Here is a 17826-nt window from a genome sequence, read left to right on the forward strand (position 1 = left end):
TCGACTGAAAGGATCACCATGACCACTCCCTTCGACAAGTCGAACCACTTCGGCCGCGACGGATACAACGCCTACGGCCTCGACGCGAACGGCTACGACCGCGACGGATACGACACCCAGGGCTACGACCAGTGGGGATTCGACCGCTACGGGTGGGATCGCGACGGCCGGGACCGCGAGGGCTTCTACCGCGACGGATACAACGACGCTGGCTACGACCGCGACGGGTACGACCGGGCCGGTTTCAACCGCTACGGCTTCGACCGCACCGGCCAACGAGCACCGGCCCGCCCGATCGAACCCACCGCACGCGACGGAGTAATCGGACTCACCGGCGGAACGATCGTGGTGGTCACAGCCACCAGCATCGTCACCGCACTCGTGGTGTGGCTGCTGCGCTACTTCTCGTCGCACGTACCGGCACAGGTGTGGGACCAGTTCGACAGCGGCCCACCGATACTGCCCGGTACCGGCACCGCCGCCCTTTGCGCCGCCGGGCTCGCAGTGCTCGCCATCGCAGCCTCCGTCGTCATGACGGTCTTCACACCCGGCGGAACCACCTTGTTCCGGCTTCTTGTGTTCCTGATCGGGGCCTGCCTGGTGATCGCGATGGGAACCAGCCACACCGCACCCACCTGGATCGCTTCCATCCTTCTCGTCGCCGCCGGCGGCGTAGCGATCAGCCAGCTCGTCCCAGCCGTCCAACCCCGAATCCGCACCGCCACCACCACCGACCGAAAGGACCCGTAATGACTCGCAAGAAGAGCACCAACGACGCCGCCGACTGGGACGCCGCACGTGACGCCGTACGAGCAAACAGCCAGGCACTAAAGGCCATGAGCAGCCACAGCGAGCTGTTCGCCTGGGCCGAGGGTAACGGCCTCAATACCCCCTCGCTGTTCACCAAGTTCAAGGCCGAGCTGCGCAAACAACTGCACGTCGACTACAACGAGCTGCGCCAGAAAGCGTTTGACGCCCGCACCGAAGAGATGGCACAGCAGGCCGCCGACGCGCCACAGGTGACGCTCTATGCCGCCGGAGACAGCGAGGTGGACTCGTTCGCGGTCTGCTCCGAAGACGGTGAAGATCCTTGGTACGGAGAGTTCCATGAGAATGACCGAGTCACCGATCAGGACAGCGCCGACATCTCGGCGGCCCGGAAGGCGATCTATCTCGCCGGGCAGGCCCGAGAACAGGAGAGCCTCGAGCTGATCGGGCTGCGGCTGGTGGTGTCCAACCACCATGTCACAGCCGATTCCGTACAGCGAGACAGCCTGCGTCACAAGGTGTTCGTCTCGATCGAGGTGGTGGACAACGGCGAAGACAACCCAGCGTTGGAGGTGTGCCGGCTGCCTGGATTCCGTAGCTGGCGTGAGGTTTCTTTGACCGACCTTCTGGCCGCCAACAGCGGGGCACGATAATGGCCAGCGCACCGGGTAAGACCAGGGAGCCCTCTGGGCATCGTGGCGCCGACCTGATGCTGTTCAGCGTTGCCGGCGTGGTGACAGGTATCGCGATCCTGACATGGGCGGCGGTGCAACTCGCCGGAGGGCAGACGGTCCCCGGCAATCCGTTCGCGGTACCCATCAAACTCGCTACCGGCGACCTTCAGTGGCCTCTGGCAGCGACCGTATGGACGGTGTTGCTGCTTGCAGTCATCATCGGCCTCGTCGGCGGGGGAGCGTGGTGGTGGCAGCAACGCCGGACCAACCGCACCCGCGTCGACAGCGCACAGCAGCACCTGGGCAACGGCAAGGACATCGAATCGGTGACCGCGAAGGCCGTGGGGTCCAAGGCGAAGTCCCTCGGCGTGACCGAAGCTGCCATGCCTGCGGAGTTCTCCAGCGCCGTCGGCGTTCCGCTGGGCAACACATTGAACGGGACTCCGGTCTATGGGTCCTGGGAGGACATGCACCTCGACATCTGGGGTCCCCGCCAGGGCAAATCGACCTCGCGGATCATCCCGGCAATCTGTGAAGCTCCAGGACCTGTGCTGGCCACGGAGAACAAGCGCGGAAACCTCGACCACACCCGGTTGGTGCGCGAGTTCCGGGACGCCGACGGCCTTCCCACCCGGCAGGTGTGGGTCTTCGACCCACAGTCGGTCGCCAACGAAGAACCATGGTGGTACTGGAACCCGCTGAGCTACGTCACCGACGAGACCCGTGCTGAGGAGCTGGCGCAGTTGTTCGCCGCCGGAGACGACGGCCTCGACGCGAAAAAGGATCCCTACTTCGACCCCGAGGGCGAGGACCTGCTCGCCAACCTGATCCTGGCATCCGCACTTGCTGGCGAGTCGATCACCGTGGTCTACGAGCGGCTGGTAGTGCGAGATCGCGGGCACGAAGCCGTCTCAATTCTCGATGAGCACGGGTACCCGATGATTGCCCAAGCCCTCAATGCTCGACTCAACTATGCGTCAAAGCAGGCCGACGGTATCTGGGGTACTGCGATCAAGATGGCCAAGTGCCTGCGCGGCCGGAACGTCCGGCAGTGGGTTGCCCCCGTTGACGATGAGGATCAGCGACCCGAGCTGGACCTGGACTCCTACATCCGCAACGGCGAGACCCTGTACTGCCTCTCGCGTGAGGGTGTCGGCTCGGTAGGCCCCTTGGTGGCTGCGCTGACGATGGCCGCTACCAAAACCGCCGAGGCCATAGCCACCGCCTCACCAGGTGGCCGGCTGCCGGTTCCCATGCTGTGTGCGCTCGATGAAGCGGCGAACGTCGTGCGCTGGCCCGATCTGCCGAAGCTGTACTCGCACTTCGGTTCACGAGGAATCATCATCATGACGATCCTTCAATCCTGGTCACAGGGGATCGGCGTATTCGGTGAGAGACCGATGAAGCTGCTCGAATCGTCATCGAACATCTACATCTACGGCGGCAACGTCCGCGAGGCTGCATACCTGGACAACCTCACCAAGCTGACCGGACAGTACGAACGGCTGGCTCGCAACGTCTCTGACTCCAGCGGAGGTGGCAAGGGCGGCGGAAACCGGTCGGTGTCGCGGCATGTCACCCGCGAGAACATCTTCAACCCCAGTGACCTCGCGGCCTGGCCGCGCGGTCGGCTGCTGCTGTTCTCCGCTGGTAACCCGCCCACGATCCTGAAAACGGTCCCGTGGTGGGAGAAGCCATACGCCGACCTGATCAAGCAATCGCTCGCCGAGTACAGCCCCGATACGTCTGCGCCGGCGGGCGCGGTGACCGCCTCGCCTGTTCACTCCGAAGGAGCGCTCCGATGACCGATGACCTGTTCCTGGATGAAGAGTTCGATGACGTCGATGCCGACTGTGACGGGGAAGCCGCCGACGAGGCTGCTGCACCGGAGCCGGAGTTCACCTCGGTCTATGAGTTCGTGGAGACCCACCTGGTGTACCTGTACGCCCGCAAAGTCGCCCACAAGCAGGATCGCCGCTGGTGTCCTCGCTGGTTTGAGCATCCAGAAGCGGTGTCGCGCCTCGAGGCGTTATGGCGTGCATACGAATCGCTGCGGTTAGACCCCGGCACCGGGATGAGCGTGTGGTGGCGCGATCACGCCGACCACCACATGTCGGCACTGTTCGCCACCGACGGACCTTTCGAGGGGTGCTCGGTTGACCGCGGTCACAGCCCCGACCTCACGGCCGAATCCCTGCCCACCGAGGAGATGGATGATCTGAACCTCCGCATGGCCATGAGCACCCTCGCCCCCGAAACCGTCAGTTAAGGAGTCCCGATGGAAGAGCACGACAACGAAACCCGCGAGCTCGAACAGACAATGGAGCGCGCACTGGCGGTCGCCATTGCGCACGGCTCCTCCATAGTCGAGTCATGGGCGAAACTCGCCGCCAAACAGCGTGACCGGACAGCCCGAGGTGCCGATACTGACGAACTGGCCGCCTCTGGCAAGGCCAGTGAAGACTTGAGCCGAACCGCGAGCAAAGTGCAACAACGTGCCCGCCATGACCTTGCGAAAGGCCGGGCAGACGCGGAGTTCTGGCGCACCGCCAGCCCCGATGAGTTGGTCACCAGATTCCAAGCGGAAGCCGCAGAAAAGGACCCGCTCCGTGACGCAAGATCCGACGCCCGGCTCGACCCTCGTCGTCTCGGCGATCGCACCTATGACCGACAGTGGGCACAAAGCACGAAGGGCATCGCAGTCGTGGGTGTGCTCGACCTCGCACACCGATACGCCGACGAGGCCGCCGTGGCTGCCAACGTGCGCGATAACCTCCGCGAACAGATCCGCAATCTCGGACTCGATCCGGACGAACTGATGCGCATGGACCCAGCAGAAGCGGGCCGCCGCTACGAAGAATCGCTGGGGACATCCTTGCAGATTCCGGACACTCCATTCAGTCTTGGCCCCAACTCCACTGCCGCTCCGACGATGACGCTCGATGGCAGCGACAGCGTCGATCGCGACGGAGCCCAGGTTGCAGCGCTGCTCTCACAGGCGCAGGCCGCCGATCAGCGGGCCGCCGAAGCAACCCACAACGCCGAGATCGCCACCGAGCGGGCCGAGACACCAGCCCAGTCGGAGTCGGCGCCGGATCGAGGGGACCCGCTCGACATCCCTCCGCCCCTGTGGGGCCTTCGACCTGAGTCGATGAGCAGAGCAGAACGCGTCGGTACGGCAAGTTCAACAGCACCGGGCCGCGCAGCAGCGACGGCCGCCCGCGACCATCCGACGAACCCACGTGCCGCAGTGGCTTCACCGCCGCGCAGCCAGGCACGTGCGAAGACCGGCGGCGGCAAGAGCGCCGATCGTCAACGCGACCGCGGAATGTGACCACCTACAACCACATAAGGAGACACCGATGACCACATTCGACCCCACCAATCTGCTCGCCGAACTCGAAGCCGAGGACGCCGCCGAAGCACAAGCCCTCGCCGACCGGCAGCGTCGCCGCCGCGAAGCCCTCGAACCGGCTGCCCGGCTCGCCGCCGAGATCGAGGCCACCCGCACCGAGTTCCTCGAGGCCGACCGCCGGCGCCTGGCCGAACTGGCCCAGCTCGTCAAGGAGGCAAAGAAGAACGGCGCTCCCGCCGCCAAGCTCGACCTACTCAGCGTCGCACCGCTGACCACCCAGTCCGGGACCCGGCGAGGCCGCACGAGCAGTCCACGCCGACCGCGTCGCAGCTCGACCCCCACCACCGCCACCTCCGCGCAGTACACCGAGCCGACCGCTGAAAGCGACGATCCAACCGACGTCCGAATGGCCGGCTGAACCAAGCCGCAGACGACTCTGGACTCGGTGCCACCTTGAAGGTGACACCGAGTCCTCGCCTGCGTACATCGCGCGTCGTGGAGTTGCGGGATGACTTCACACGGTGGTGTTGTTACTATGACTGCGAGCAATGAATCGGCCCTCTGGATTTTCCGGACAGTCGATCAGGCCCCTCGGTGTAGCTACGGCAGCCAGGGGCTGCTCCTTTTTTGAGGGGTCTTCTGGACGGACCTGCTCCCCTCAAGGCGTCACGTTAATGAAGTGAACTCTCTGTTTCACGATTTCGAACAGCTCGCTACTAGCATCGCTGTGCGTGATTGTCCGACGGTATGCAGCGGACACGAGGTCGGGTAGCCACAGAAGACGCTCGATCGACGGGGATGTTTGAAGTAGGCGCGTATGTCGGGGGATGGCCTGCTCCCGCACCAGCTCCTTATGGTTCTTCGCGTCCTTGTTGCGGAAGTTGCTCTGGTTCCGCTTTTCAAGCACGAACAACTCCACCGGGTCCCATCCGCCAGGCTTCCCCGCGGCGAGCTCAGTTCCTAGCGCGCGATAGCAGGCGCGCCTCGCTTCTTCGGCGTCGTGATCGGAACTATCGACAGGTACTTGGTGGGCAACCACACATGTCTCACCGCCTTCTGCGAGGAAGTCCAGCATGTCCTTCGTAGCGGCCAACCCCCGAGGCTCCTGCAACGCGTCAGTAGTGTGCCACCAATTCGAATCCGCGATTTGCCGGAGTCCATCCCGCAGTTCGTCCATGCTCTCGTGCGCGACGATCACTGCGGTGAAGAGATAGAACGTGGAGCGATGGGCCGTTATCGGATCGGGAGCCTGGTACGACTCATCGAGGTATGCCACAGGGTTCTTCGTTCCGCGGTACGCCTCAGCAAGAATCTGCGCCTCAGCGTCTGAAAATCCCACCTGTGGGATTCTAAGCTCAGGGACCGACGTCGCTCTCCGGACTCTCCGGGCCACCGACGGCCACTGACGCATCTTCGCGCAAGCTACCGCCCAGGTCCGCGATTCCGCCCAGGATCTGCGCGGTTAGTGGCGGTCCGCGGAACGGTCTGCAGTGCAGCGGGAGCGGACACTCGTGCAGGCGCGTAGTCCTGCCCTTCAAAACGCCGTTGGGTCACTCCGATTGCCTCGTTGATATGGCGAGCGTGGCGGTGATGTCCTTGCGCAGCCATCGCTTCACTGATCGCCTTACTGGCGGCCAGCACCTGCTTCATCGCGGCGAGCCACAGCAGTGAGGTGTCGTCGCGGCCGGCGGCCAGCATGGTCGCGGCAACGCGACGGGCCGACGTGTACGACCGGACCGCTTGCGGTTGAGTCGGGCGGCGGTGACCGGACACAGCACCAAGCGCGTCGGCAAGCTGGTTCAGACTCTGCGCCTGCTCACCTGAGAGACCTCGCGCAGCTGCACCAACGGCGCCGGCAGTATCGGCGGCCACCGCGTGCCATGCGCGCGAGTGCGGGTCGTTGATCGACGTCACGGTGCGCTGCCAACGGCGGGCATCGTCGTGAAGCCTGTGCGCGAGCGGGTTGTCATCGGCGCGTGCCGCCGATGCACGGTTGGAGCGCGACCATGCAGAGGCCGCGAGGGCACGGTGGTTGTCGCTGTCGGGCCACCGCTGCCGGAGGTCTTTGAGGGCCAGGCCGCCACCGAGGTAGCTGGCGTTGCGCCAGATCTCTTTGCCGTCAGCGCCGCGCGCAAGCCGGGTGTGCAACGCGACTGCATATCCGGTGACCTCGGTTGTGGAGCCCTTGGCGTAACGAGGTCGGGCGACCACGTCGGGATGGTTACGCAACGCCTTGGCGTAATCCGCTTCGGTGGCCGCAGACTGGGCCAGCGGGGTAAGGATCGCGCGTAGCCGCGCCGCCACCTCCGCGTCGGAGGTAGCGCGTTGGGTGTCGTCGGCGGCACGCTGATGCGGTGCCGTCTGCTCGCGTGGTGTCGTGGCGCGTTCGTCTGCGTGGTCCCAGGCCGAGAGCGCATCGGCCCGAGAGTTGGCGTCGTCGATCCATCCTTCGCGGAGGCGGGGAAGTGAGAGGTCTTCGGCGAGTTTCTTGCCGCCGTGCATGACCGGCTGGCCGTGCTTGTTGGCGTACTCGGTGGCCGGCAACCCGACGCTGAATCCGGTGACGGCGCGGGGATCGGTCTTGTCGTAGCGCGCAGCTCGAATGACCAGTCCGTCGGCGCGCACCAGGCGCACAAACTCGGCTTCACTCTCAGCGGCGGCCGCCGCAGCACGCACCCGCCGCGCCAGGGTGACCGACGGTGACTCAGCGATCCGCGGTTCGCGCACGACGTTGCCCTCGGCGTCGAGCACCGGTTTGGTGGCACCGTCCTGGGCGTGTGCACGACCCCGGCTGGCCATGTCCTTGTTGTAGCTAGACAGCACTTCGAGGCCGTACTTCACTTCGAGTTCGCGGGCGACTCGCTGCGCGCGGGCGAAGTCACCTTCGTTGCCACCGCGGGTCGGGTGTGGACGCCACTTGGCGACCACACTGCCGTCATCACGAACTCGGGACGCGGCGATGTGAATGTGGTCGCCGCCGTTCTTCGTCAGTCCATGACGAATGGCCACCCAGCGAGAGTCAGCGGCCTTCGGATCGTCAAACCCCATGCCCTCCATGAAGTCATGAACGATCGCCGACCACGTCGCATCATCCAAAGCTTCGGCGTCGGGAGGCAACGACAGCGAGCAGTGCCAGACGTTCTCATCGCGGGTCGCCTCGGCGATCGCGGCACTGCCTTTGACGCCACGCTCCTGGGCGGCTTTCAGCGCGGCCGTGTCGCGGCGAGTGACCTCGGTACCGAACACCACCCGCGCCTCATCGAGGGCATGACCGAGTTCGTAGGCGTGTTCGCGGTTCATCCCCGCGCCCGCACCACCAGCGGCGAACACGCTGCGCGACGATGCTGCCACCACATGCGGGTTGGAGTGCTCGTTGGCCTTGCCCGGACCTGCCAAGTACATGACCAAACCCTGCATCCGCGCACCCGATGAGATCGCCGGCATGATCGGCATCAGACAGTCCAGCCTTCGCCCTCGGCGAAAGTGATCGGCCCGCTCGGTCGCTCCCCGTTATGGGTCGGGGAGTGGTGCTGACTCGCAGGAAACGACACCGCGAACACTTCACCGAATGCGTCGCGGACCCGATCCGCCGTACGCAGCACCGCGCTCACCGCAGGCTCGAAGTCGGGCGGGATGTCCTTGTCGGTGTTGGCGTGCCGCGCGATCTGGTTCATGTTGACCGCGATACCCGACAGCAGGTTGCGAATCCCGGTCGCTTCTTTCCACGCCGCCAACTTCTCGGCGTAACTGATGCCACCGCCGGCCTCTGCATTGACCGCGCGAGCCATCAGAAACTCTTGCACCGAACCGAATCCCGCATCCTCGGCCCGATTGAGCAAGTCCTGCTTCTCGGCAGCCGTCACCTTGATGATGATGCGGTCATCTCGACCACCTGGATGGTTGCGCCGCCGACGCCGCAGGAACGCACCTGCCGAGTCTTCACTCCGACTCATCGGTGCCTCCTCTCTGCGTCTCTTCCCGGCCTCACGAGCCGTCCGCCCAGCGCAGCGACCCCACCACCGTGGGGACTATTCGATCCTCACCGTACCGACGACAGGGACGGTGAGCAAGGGTTTAGGGCACCTAAACCATAGCTTGCTCCCGCGAGGCGGGTGCTTTTCAGGGTGAGCGCGCGTGCGCGCGGGGTTACCGAGTCCACGCGCAGCGTGGTCGTTTTCCGCCGCTGGAACAGCGACCCGCCGTCCGCAAGCTGGTGGCGAAACGTCGGCTGGGGACAGCGGCGGGGAGGTGTTCGGGTGATGCTCTCGGCTCACCGCAGATGGCGGTAAGGGCCCGGTGCGGGCGCGCCATGCCGGCCTGTGGCCGTGAATGCATCTGGCCCCGCCGAGACCGTTGTCTCGACGGGGCCAGAAGAGCAAACCGCAGTACTACCGCGAGGTACTACCGTGAGGGTCCGCCGTGATCTCGAGGACGCTGGGCGTCGCGGCGCCCCGCGGCTGCGCCGGGTGATTCCGGAGTGCGTCGTGCTCCGGTCACCGGCGAGGTACGCGCGACTCCCCGGGAGGCGATGGCCGCTGCGCGTTGTGCCGGGGTCATCGGTGGCGGTGTGTCGGCGCGGCCTCCGTCACCATTCGGAGTCGGGGATGCAGCTGCTTCCTTTTCTGCGGCATACGCGGCGGCGCGACTTTCCTCGATGCGTTGCGCCGCGACGCGGTACTCCTCGCGGGAGTTGAGCCCGGCTTCTTCGACCATGTGGTTGGTCGGGTTCCACTGCAGCGACCAGCCGGGCTTGCGGCCGGCGACTTTGAGTCGTTCGGCTGCGGCTGCACGTGCAGCCTGCGCTTCGGGTGTGCTCGCTTCGGCGGCGATAGCCGACTTGATCTGTTCGAGCTCGACTCGCTTGTCGCGTAGTGCATCGGAGTGCTCGAACCGTGTGTCGATGCGGGGGATGAGCATGTCTCGTTCCCGAATCATGTCATCGACATCGACCGCGAGTTGGTCGGGCAGCGTTGCCAGTTTGGCGAAGTTGTTCTCCACGCGCGTGGTGAACCCTGATGCGGTCGCCGGGCCGGCGGGCTTGGTGAACACCTCACTGTCCATGCTTGGCAGATACTGTGGCGTCTTCAGTGCTGGGCCACTGAATCGGAAGTAGGTCATGTCGCCCTCGATCGAGCGTGACATGTCCAGCCGTATCCCCGTGTCACCGAAGGTGGCGATCGGACGGTAGCCCGCAGCGCCCCGACCTTTCAGTCCGAAGTAGGTTTCGCGTGCACGTTCCATGAGTGCGGCGCTGCGCTCGGGACGTTCATCGAACGTTGTGCTGTTGCCGTGCCCGTCGAGCACAGCAAACTGGCGGCCGTTGTCTTCCCACGCTGTGATCGCGGCGGTGATCTCGGCCAGGGCCTCGATCTGCGCCTGCTTCGCAGGGATGTCGCGATCGAGCACGCCTACGCGTCGGCGGGCATGTGCCTGGGTGTCGCGGTGCGCAGCCTCCATCGCGGTCAGCTTGCTGACTTCGTCTTCGAGCTCGACCATCTTGATGAACCGCATGTCGCCGGTCGCGGCGGCCTTGGTCGCAGCAGCAGCCTCAGTCAACGATTCGCTGTCGATCTCGCCGAGCTCGTCGGTGTTCGACAGCTGGCCCATCTTGTACTCGTCGATGAACCTCGACTTCATCTCGACCTTGCCCCACATCACTGTGTCAGTGGTGCCGGCGGTGACGTACTGGAAGATTTCGACGTCCTCGTTCTGATTGCCTTGGCGCAGGATGCGGCCCTCGCGCTGCTCGAGGTCGGCCGGTCGCCACGGCACGTCGATGTGGTGCAGTGCCACCAGTCGCGATTGCACGTTGACTCCAGTGCCCATGCGTTCGGTGGAGCCGATGAGCACCCGGACCTTGCCGGTCTTGCAGTCATCGAAGAGTTTCAACCGCTGCGCGGGTGTCTTCGCGTCGTGAATGAATCGAATGTGTTCGGCCGACACACCGCGCTCGATCAGCTCATCCTTGATCGCCGAGTACACCGTCCACGATCCGTCGGGCTTGGGCGTGCCCCGGTCACAGAATGCGATCTGGAAGCTGCCCGGCAACTCCGCGACGGTGCTGCGGTCCTCGGTGAGATAGGTGCGGTCGCTGTCGCGGTGATAGATGCGAGCGATCTCGTCGGCAACAGTCTCGGCGCGAGTGGTTCCCTTCTCGGGGGTGAGTCCGACCAGCCTCGGGTCGAGGGCCACGTTGCGGCCGTCGTTGAGGATTTTCAGCGGGTTGTCGATTCGCGCATCCGGTTCGGGATGGTCACCGCGGTACTCCAGGTCAGCGATGAAGTCACGCACAGCCTGTCCCGGTTCGGTGGTGATCATCCGCCGGCCGTCGAAGCGCGGCAGCTTCGCGGGCACCTGGGCGCGGGTGACGACATCGGTGAACTGTTGCGACAGCGCGTACATCGCTTTGGGGTTGTTGTAGCTGCTGACCGTCGACACCACCTGCAACCGGGTGCCGGTGGAATTGGTGATCGTTTCCTGCCGCGTCTTGGTGAACGTGGCCGCCCAGTCGGTCACGCTGCTTACCCCGGCGGCTTCCAGTACATCGGGCCGCAGATACTGCTGCATCACCCACGCCTCGGCCAACGAGTTCGCGATCGGGGTTCCGGTGGCGAACATCGCCACCTTCTCCGCGCCGCTGGGCACCGACCGTCCCTCCGACGTGGCGCGCCCCTGGGCCAGCTCACGCAGATGGCTGAGCTTCAGCGACAGGTCTTCCGCCTTCTGCGAGCCGGGATGCGACAGCGAGTCGATCGCGCACTCACGCGCCTTGTTCTTGTAGCCGTGGGCCTCGTCAACGATCAGGTAGTCACAGCCGGTCTGCTCGAAATACAGGCCGGTGTCCTTGCTGCGTTTGCCTGTTGTGAGCGACTTGATCCGCTGCTCCAGTCGCTCCTTGGCCTGCTCGATGCGCTTGACGGTCGAGGGCTCCTGTGCGCCACCGGAGTGCAGTTGGTGTTCCAACTCGGCGAGCTGGGCACGCATGTAGTTGGTTTGCCGGTCCGGATGGGTGGGGATCAGCTCGAACACCGACGCCGGGACGATCACCATGTCCCAGTCGGCAGTGGCGCTCTGCGACACCAGTAGTCGTCGGGCCTCGGCGTCCATGCTCTTGCGGCCGGCCAACACATTGGCCGCCGGATACCACTGCTTGGCTTCACGGGCGACCTGCTCGATCAAGTGCGTGGGCACCACAATCCACGGCTGCTTGACCAGCCCGCGGCGTTTGAGCTCCATCGCGGTCATGAACATGGTGCCGGTCTTGCCGGCACCGACAACGTGATCGAGCAGCACCGTCGGTTCCGAGAGCGCGCGGGCGACTGCGTTGCGCTGGTAGGGGTGCGGTTCGAACTCCGCCGACACTCCAGGCAGCGACAGGTGAGTGCCGTCGTACTTGCCGGGGACGAACGAGTTGAAGCGGTCGTTGAACACGCGCACCAGACGTTCGGTGCGGTCCTGATCCGACCACACCCACTGCGCGAACTCGTCGGCGATCTTGGCCATCTGCACCTGCGCCATGAGCGTGGCCTGCTGGTCAATGACCGGCGCACCCTGCTCGACATCTGCGGTGGAGTTGTTGATGACCACCGGCTCCTGGTTGAGCAGCGACTCGAACAATTGGCCGGCGGTGCGAGCCTTGCGTGGTTCCTCGTTGGGGGCACCGAAGTCGGTGTAGAACTTGTCGACGTCGACGCTGTACTGGGAGACGTTGACCGTCCAGTGCCCGGCACCGCGCTCCACCTTCGCCCGACCTGCCCCGAGGACCTCGGAGGCGAACTGTGCGTAGTCAGATGCCTCGACCCAGTTGACACCGGGCTTGACCACACCGATCTCGTTCGGTTGCAGGTCGCGCGGGATGACCTCGGCCAGTGCTTCCATCGACTCGCGCAGGTCGCGGCGGAGCCGGTCATCGCTCGCCTCCTCAAGCAGAGTCTTGGCGGCGGCGTACTTCTCGCGCACGTTGCCCGACAGGAACTCGGCGGCCGGGAGCAGATCGTCGGAGCCGTCGACGGCGGCATAGACCAGCCCGCGCAGCTGTTCGCGGGCATCGTCACGGTCGGTGGACAGCAGTTGCGCCACCCGCCCGAGGTCGACGCGACCGCTCTCGCCCAGGCAGATCGCGACGGCGTCCTGCGGGGTGTCGGCACGTTCGACTCGTGCCGGCGGGGAGTACACGTCGCGGTGGAACAGTGCTGCCTTGCGGGCGGTCTGGGTGTCTTCGTTGAAGATCTCGATCGCCATGAGTGTGGCCATCATCGGATCGTCACGTAGCTTCTGCATGTGGTTGCGGCGGAACTGCACTGCGGTGGGCTGCGCAGCTTCCTCTGCGATACGTTCGGCTTCCTCCGGCGGCAGCATTCCCGGGTACGGGTCAATGATCGGCTTGCCCTTGGTGTCGAGGATCGGCTCGCCGTCGGCGTCGAGGCGGCGGGTGCCGTTCTTGATCCGCCACCGCTGTTCCAGCGTGACCATGCGTTCGCGCACTTCGGCGTCGGTGCGCTCACGGCCGCCCTGCTCGACGAACCGGTTGATTGGACCGTAGGTGGAGACGTAGGCGTCGTAGGAGCGGTTGAGTGCGGCCCGCAGATCGTTGCGCACCGACAGCTCCGCGCCGCTGGTCTGGCTGCCGATCACTGCCACGGTCAGATCACGCAACTCCAACAGATGTCTGGTTTCGGCCACGCGAGACTTCGGCACTGCCAGCGGTTCCCAGCTAGGTTGCGCGCCCTCGGCAGCGACGTAGCTCTCGAACTGGTTGCGTTCGGTGTTCCATCGCACCGTGCCCGCGATCGGGACACCGGCATACAGTTCTGCGGCATCGGCGAGACCCTCGCGGAATGCCTCGGTGTCCTGTTCTGCGCTGGCGGTCACGATCGGTGCGTGGGTCAATCCGTCACGGCGGGCCTCGGCGACGATGTCGTCGAGGATTGCCCGCACATGCTCAGGGATGCTCGGCTGCGCTTCGTCGGCGGCCACAGTGAGGGAGCCATCTCGGTAGAGACCGTGCGAGATCTGCATCTGGCCGGCAACCCGGTCGGGGTGATCGGCGAAGTAGGCGTTGACCGCGATCGCCTTGGACTGCCCGTCGCGGTCGATCAGATCGACCATCCGGGTCTGCACCCAATCGGGTTCGGCGTTGGAAGCCAACGGCTCCTCTCGGCGACGGAAGATCAGCAGGTCGGTGGTGACATCAGTACCGGCGACCTCGCGGAAGGTGCTACTGGGTAGCCGCACCGCGCCGACCAGGTCGGCGAGTTCGGCCATCTCACGCCGCGCTTTAACACCGGCAGCCCCCACGGCATCCATCGTGGAGTGCGTGGTGATGCCCATGACCCACCCGCCGGGGGCGGTCAGGTGCAACGACTTGATCAGGAAGTGGTTGTGCAGGTTGTAGCGGTAGTCGGGGTTGTAGACCGGATCGTGCACCGCCGTCTTGGCGAACGGCACGTTACCGATCGTCGCAGCGAACGAACCCTGGGGGACAGTCGTCGTCTCGAATCCCTCGAGGCGAACCTGGGCTTGGGGGTTGAGCAGATGAGCAATCTGCGCAGTCATCGGGTCTTTCTCGACGCCCACCATGACTGCGGTGTCGGGCGCCATCGCCATGAACGTGCCCGACCCACAGCCGGGTTCCAACACTCGACCACCGGCGAAACCGGCCTCGCCCAAGGCATCCCACATCGCCGCCACCAGACGAGGATCGGTGTAGTGGGCGTTCAGCGTCGAGCGGCGAGCCGAGTCATAGTCGGTGGCGCTCAGAAGCTCGCGCAGCTCGGCAGCTCGCGCAGCTCGGCACGTTCATCTGTCCAGTTCGACTTGTTCGGATCGAAGATGTCGGGCACCGCACCCCAACCCGACCACTGCGCCAGCACCTGCTGCTCAGCCGGGGTCGCGTAGCGATTCTCGTCACGGCATCGCACCGCGATCCGAGCCGCCGCGATGTTCGCCCTCGCCCGCGCCTTCGCACCCGACGGAACAAGGATCGTGCCGGGATGATCGAACCGCACAGCGGGGACAGAAGACACCTCGCCTGAGACACCACTCGTCTCAGGCGTTGAAGTGATAGTGCCAGCCGAATCCGGTTCCACCCCTGCGGGCCGATCCGCGATCCCCTCACCCTCGGGTGCCGGCGTGAGTTCGTTGGTGTGCGCCGGAACGGCGACCATGCTGCCGTCAGGGCGCTGCGCGAGCTCCACTCGGGTACTCGACCACTGCGACAGCGGCACACCACGCTCGGCCTGGTCAACCCTGGGCAGCGTGGTGGGATCGGCGGGCGGAAGGGGAGAGCCACCAGGGTCGATGACCGCCGGATCGGTCGGTAGTCGGAAATCCTCGGCGGAGTCGAAAAGACTTAGCTGATCCTCTTCGCCAGGGCGGCGTCGACGGCGGCCGCGACCTCGCGGGCCACCGGATCGTCCCGATGCTGAGGCAGCGGCAGCCCGTCGATTGTCCTCGCCTCGATCAGACCGGCCGCGCGGACCACCCACGCCGGCGACTTGTCCGGCCACAGCTGCTCGGCCAACCAATCCGAGTCCCAGCTCGCCTTCACCCACAGATTCTCGTGAATCCACTGATAAACGGCGTTGCCCGGCTGAATCTGCGGATACGCCAGCACTTCTTCCTCTGGCTCCTCCTCCAGCTCCCTCGCCGACTCCTGGAGTTGGTCGCTGAGCACCTCGTTCGCGATCATCCTGGCCCGCGTCTGCAACCTGCGCAGATCCTCGAACTCCGGCTCCTGACCCGGATTCTCGTCCCGCCACTGCTCGATCAGTAGCTGGGCCTGCGTTTCGATCAGGTCCGCCAACTGCACCCGAAATCGGTCCAGTCGTTCCTGAATCTCGTTGTCCGACAACGCCGGACTTTGCTCCCGCAGCTGGGCTCTCAGCACGTCCACCGCGCCCATCAGACCCTCCCTCATCATCGAACAGATCAAGATCGAACAAGCCCCCCGTGATGGCCGGGCCTTCCTTATCGGCAGCCATATCTATGCTGTCACCCCTCCAGTTGGGTTGCCTTCAACTCGGCTGTGCTCAGCATTACATGGCTGCCCGTGAGGGCAGTGTAAGAACACCACAGGACAGCTGTCAATAGGCTATTGACACTCTGCTTATCGTGGGAGACATGAATAACGCGGCAACGACTGTGCGCGCGGTGCACATCAGCGAGCTCGACCGATGGGTGCTGACCTGGAATGACGGACAAGACGAATCACCACTACTGCGGTTGCGCTCGATTCCGACTTTCCTAGCCGCGACCTTCGACAAGCCGCCGACAATCCAGTGGCCGCAAGGCATCCAACAGCTCCTCGAGCGAGTAGACAACGCAGATCAACTGGCCGCACGGGCTCAGGACCATGCGCAAACAGTGCGGCGCGAGGTCGCGCGAGGACTCCTCGACAGCCGTCTGGCCGAGAGTTTCGGGGACGTTGCTGCGATTTTGGGTGTGAGTCGCCAACGCATTCATCAGTTGCTTGACCAGTGACGAAGCAGTTATCGGCCGCGGTCCTGGGAAGGTGATCGGCTCTGCGGTGCCGTGCGGGGTCGCTGGCTGCTCGCCGTAGCCGATGAACCGGCGGCGGGTGATCCTCGTGAGACTCCGCGGCTGGCGATGCGGGCGGCGCGTTATGCGGGTGTCTCTGCTGACGTCTCTCTCGGGAAGAGGGTGAAGGTGTCAGCGGTTCGACCTGCACGTTTGTGGTCGATCATCGCTCGGAATATCTCGACCGAGCGGCTGGCATCGCGAGTGTCCTGGGTTGCTATGAGTGTTCCGGTCGGGACCTCGCCCAGGCGGTGAATTCCGGGACGGAGTGTGGCGGCGAGATAGCTGGAGTCGACGGTGGCCATCGCGACGTGGCGTGCTGCGTGCACGGCGGAGGCGTCGATCTGTGTCCAGTCCAGTGCCCAGCCTGACTGGCGAAGATAGCGGTCGAAGAAGAGGCGTTGGCTTCGGGAGTTCCCGTCGCGGAATGGATGTACGCCGGTGAGTTCGCCCCAGTGATCTGCGACGGTGACGATCGCAGCGTCGCGATCATCGGGAGAGGGACGATGACGGTCAATCGCGGTGAACACGCGGCGTATTTCGGCGTCGAGAAACTCCGCGCGGCAATGCGGCATTCCCATCGCCATCGTCTCTTGGCCGTACCGACGAGGTTCCCCAGCCCACGGATAGACGTCTTGAAGGATGTAGGCGTGGATCCGCTGCAAATGTGGGAAGTCGAAGTCGCCGGTGACCAGGTCGGGGTTTCGGTCGAGTTCGTTGACTCGCACGAACGCCATGCGGCGTTCGAATTCTCGCAACTCTTGCGGATCCGTAAGGCCGGGCAGGTTCTCAGGTACCTGCCCGGCCTCGGGGTCTTGTGGTGTCATGTGAAGGGCGTCAGCTCCGGCGGCGGCGAAACTCGGCCAGCAACTGGGCTGCCTCCTGTTCGGCGGTGGTTTCTCCGCGCAGCACTCGCCGCGCTGCGGCGACGTCCGCGTCGGTGGGCGGCATACCAGCCATGACGTGGCCGGCGGTTGCGGCGGCCAGGATCTCGTCTTCGGTGCGGGTGTCGGTGGTGCGTGGTGCTGCCATGCCTACCTCCTCAGTTGTGTCGATTCTACCGGTCAGAACAGCGCGATCTGGTCGCGAGCGGCGAGTTCAGCGGCACGCTGGTAGGCGTGGCCGACAGCGCGTTTGACGGTTGCCTCGGGCAGCGCAAGGTCGTGGGCGATGTCGGCCCAGCTGCGGCCGCGCTCGCGCATGTCAGCGGCGAGGTCCTGGATCTCGCGGTCCTGGGCGTCGGGGTCGTCGTCGGTCATCGCAGTGTGTCCCTTTCGGTTCAGGTGCGGGCAAAGGCGTCGCGGATGGCGAGCCAGCGGGTTTCGGCGGCTTGTTGGTGGGTGGTGAGGGCGGTCCAGTGGCCGGCGAGTTCGGCGGTGGGGCGTTCCTGGGTGACTTGTTGCATGCGGGCCAGGAGTGCGGTGTAGCCGCGGCGGTACCAGGCGTCGATGAGGGCAGCAGCAAGGTAGGGCAGGTCGGCGCTGTCGGCGA

16 protein-coding genes and 1 pseudogene are annotated in these 17826 nt (G+C 65.0%); 7 read left to right on the plus strand and 10 right to left on the minus strand.

Going from position 1 to position 17826, the window contains the following annotated elements; all coding sequences use genetic code 11:
• The first annotated feature begins 18 nt into the window (after window positions 1-18).
• The 6 genes from GP2_RS15320 to GP2_RS15345 are packed head-to-tail and all read left to right on the plus strand — an operon-like array spanning window position 19 to window position 5215.
• Window positions 19-750 (plus strand): hypothetical protein, encoded by a 732-nt coding sequence (locus tag GP2_RS15320; RefSeq protein ID WP_006901442.1) that lies wholly within the window; start codon window positions 19-21, stop codon window positions 748-750.
• Window positions 750-1421 carry a hypothetical protein gene (locus GP2_RS15325; RefSeq protein ID WP_006901443.1) on the plus strand — a complete coding sequence of 224 codons (672 nt, stop codon included), beginning with the start codon at window positions 750-752 and terminating at the stop codon, window positions 1419-1421. Before GP2_RS15320 ends, GP2_RS15325 begins: the two co-directional genes overlap by 1 nt.
• Complete coding sequence (locus GP2_RS15330) at window positions 1421-3247, plus strand: TraM recognition domain-containing protein (protein WP_006901444.1); 1827 nt, start codon at window positions 1421-1423, stop codon at window positions 3245-3247. Before GP2_RS15325 ends, GP2_RS15330 begins: the two co-directional genes overlap by 1 nt.
• Entirely contained in the window at window positions 3244-3711 is a 468-nt protein-coding gene (locus tag GP2_RS15335; protein ID WP_006901445.1) for a DUF4913 domain-containing protein, read from the plus strand. Before GP2_RS15330 ends, GP2_RS15335 begins: the two co-directional genes overlap by 4 nt.
• Window positions 3712-3720: 9 nt before the next feature.
• Window positions 3721-4776 carry a hypothetical protein gene (locus GP2_RS21305; RefSeq protein ID WP_006901446.1) on the plus strand — a complete coding sequence of 352 codons (1056 nt, stop codon included), beginning with the start codon at window positions 3721-3723 and terminating at the stop codon, window positions 4774-4776.
• 28 nt (window positions 4777-4804) lie between these two features.
• A complete protein-coding gene (locus GP2_RS15345) occupies window positions 4805-5215 on the plus strand; it encodes a hypothetical protein (protein ID WP_006901447.1) in 411 nt (136 codons plus the stop codon).
• Between the two features lie 240 nt (window positions 5216-5455).
• On the opposite strand, the gene GP2_RS15350 is transcribed toward GP2_RS15345, so the two are convergent.
• The 6 genes from GP2_RS15350 to GP2_RS15370 form a co-directional block, all read right to left on the minus strand.
• Window positions 5456-6136 (minus strand): hypothetical protein, encoded by a 681-nt coding sequence (locus GP2_RS15350; RefSeq protein WP_006901448.1) that lies wholly within the window; start codon window positions 6134-6136, stop codon window positions 5456-5458.
• 83 nt (window positions 6137-6219) lie between these two features.
• Window positions 6220-8250 (minus strand): relaxase/mobilization nuclease domain-containing protein, encoded by a 2031-nt coding sequence (locus GP2_RS15355; protein ID WP_006901449.1) that lies wholly within the window; start codon window positions 8248-8250, stop codon window positions 6220-6222.
• Window positions 8250-8750: a plasmid mobilization protein gene (locus GP2_RS15360; RefSeq protein ID WP_006901450.1), complete on the minus strand. Its 501-nt coding sequence runs from the start codon at window positions 8748-8750 to the stop codon at window positions 8250-8252. Before GP2_RS15360 ends, GP2_RS15355 begins: the two co-directional genes overlap by 1 nt.
• A gap of 448 nt (window positions 8751-9198) precedes the next feature.
• Window positions 9199-14478: a helicase-like domain-containing protein gene (locus GP2_RS15365; protein WP_006901451.1), complete on the minus strand. Its 5280-nt coding sequence runs from the start codon at window positions 14476-14478 to the stop codon at window positions 9199-9201.
• Window positions 14479-14552: 74 nt separating this feature from the next.
• Entirely contained in the window at window positions 14553-14993 is a 441-nt protein-coding gene (locus tag GP2_RS21675; RefSeq protein WP_006901452.1) for a hypothetical protein, read from the minus strand.
• 155 nt (window positions 14994-15148) lie between these two features.
• Window positions 15149-15700: a hypothetical protein gene (locus GP2_RS15370; RefSeq protein WP_006901453.1), complete on the minus strand. Its 552-nt coding sequence runs from the start codon at window positions 15698-15700 to the stop codon at window positions 15149-15151.
• A gap of 218 nt (window positions 15701-15918) precedes the next feature.
• Between GP2_RS15370 and GP2_RS21680 the strand changes: the two genes are divergently transcribed.
• The gene (locus GP2_RS21680) at window positions 15919-16278 is read left to right on the plus strand and encodes a hypothetical protein (RefSeq protein ID WP_006901454.1); all 360 of its coding nucleotides are present in this window, start codon (window positions 15919-15921) and stop codon (window positions 16276-16278) included.
• A 140-nt stretch (window positions 16279-16418) separates the two neighbouring features.
• Here the strand turns inward: GP2_RS21680 and GP2_RS15380 are convergent, their stop codons facing one another.
• From GP2_RS15380 to GP2_RS15395, 4 genes and pseudogenes are all read right to left on the minus strand, one after another.
• The gene (locus GP2_RS15380; RefSeq protein ID WP_006901455.1) at window positions 16419-17162 is read right to left on the minus strand and encodes a Fic/DOC family protein; all 744 of its coding nucleotides are present in this window, start codon (window positions 17160-17162) and stop codon (window positions 16419-16421) included.
• 10 nt (window positions 17163-17172) lie between these two features.
• A complete protein-coding gene (locus tag GP2_RS15385; protein WP_006901456.1) occupies window positions 17173-17367 on the minus strand; it encodes an antitoxin VbhA family protein in 195 nt (64 codons plus the stop codon).
• A gap of 32 nt (window positions 17368-17399) precedes the next feature.
• Window positions 17400-17594 carry a hypothetical protein gene (locus GP2_RS15390; RefSeq protein WP_006901457.1) on the minus strand — a complete coding sequence of 65 codons (195 nt, stop codon included), beginning with the start codon at window positions 17592-17594 and terminating at the stop codon, window positions 17400-17402.
• A gap of 20 nt (window positions 17595-17614) precedes the next feature.
• A pseudogene (locus tag GP2_RS15395) lies at window positions 17615-17826 on the minus strand (hypothetical protein); the annotation flags it as partial.

Origin of the sequence: Gordonia paraffinivorans NBRC 108238 (genome assembly GCF_000344155.1) — a bacterium.
Classification (GTDB): domain Bacteria; phylum Actinomycetota; class Actinomycetes; order Mycobacteriales; family Mycobacteriaceae; genus Gordonia; species Gordonia paraffinivorans.

What these genes read in the sequence shown, in the direction of transcription:
- GP2_RS15320 (WP_006901442.1), top strand. Translation starts at nt 19, where the DNA reads ATGACCACTCCCTTCGACAAGTCGAACCACTTCGGCCGCGACGGATAC.
- GP2_RS15325 (WP_006901443.1), top strand. Translation starts at nt 750, where the DNA reads ATGACTCGCAAGAAGAGCACCAACGACGCCGCCGACTGGGACGCCGCA.
- GP2_RS15330 (WP_006901444.1), top strand. Translation starts at nt 1,421, where the DNA reads ATGGCCAGCGCACCGGGTAAGACCAGGGAGCCCTCTGGGCATCGTGGC.
- GP2_RS15335 (WP_006901445.1), top strand. Translation starts at nt 3,244, where the DNA reads ATGACCGATGACCTGTTCCTGGATGAAGAGTTCGATGACGTCGATGCC.
- GP2_RS21305 (WP_006901446.1), top strand. Translation starts at nt 3,721, where the DNA reads ATGGAAGAGCACGACAACGAAACCCGCGAGCTCGAACAGACAATGGAG.
- GP2_RS15345 (WP_006901447.1), top strand. Translation starts at nt 4,805, where the DNA reads ATGACCACATTCGACCCCACCAATCTGCTCGCCGAACTCGAAGCCGAG.
- GP2_RS15355 (WP_006901449.1), bottom strand. Translation starts at nt 8,250, where the DNA reads ATGCCGATCATGCCGGCGATCTCATCGGGTGCGCGGATGCAGGGTTTG.
- GP2_RS15360 (WP_006901450.1), bottom strand. Translation starts at nt 8,750, where the DNA reads ATGAGTCGGAGTGAAGACTCGGCAGGTGCGTTCCTGCGGCGTCGGCGG.
- GP2_RS15365 (WP_006901451.1), bottom strand. Translation starts at nt 14,478, where the DNA reads ATGTGGGATGCCTTGGGCGAGGCCGGTTTCGCCGGTGGTCGAGTGTTG.
- GP2_RS15370 (WP_006901453.1), bottom strand. Translation starts at nt 15,700, where the DNA reads ATGGGCGCGGTGGACGTGCTGAGAGCCCAGCTGCGGGAGCAAAGTCCG.
- GP2_RS21680 (WP_006901454.1), top strand. Translation starts at nt 15,919, where the DNA reads ATGAATAACGCGGCAACGACTGTGCGCGCGGTGCACATCAGCGAGCTC.
- GP2_RS15380 (WP_006901455.1), bottom strand. Translation starts at nt 17,162, where the DNA reads ATGACACCACAAGACCCCGAGGCCGGGCAGGTACCTGAGAACCTGCCC.
- GP2_RS15385 (WP_006901456.1), bottom strand. Translation starts at nt 17,367, where the DNA reads ATGGCAGCACCACGCACCACCGACACCCGCACCGAAGACGAGATCCTG.
- GP2_RS15390 (WP_006901457.1), bottom strand. Translation starts at nt 17,594, where the DNA reads ATGACCGACGACGACCCCGACGCCCAGGACCGCGAGATCCAGGACCTC.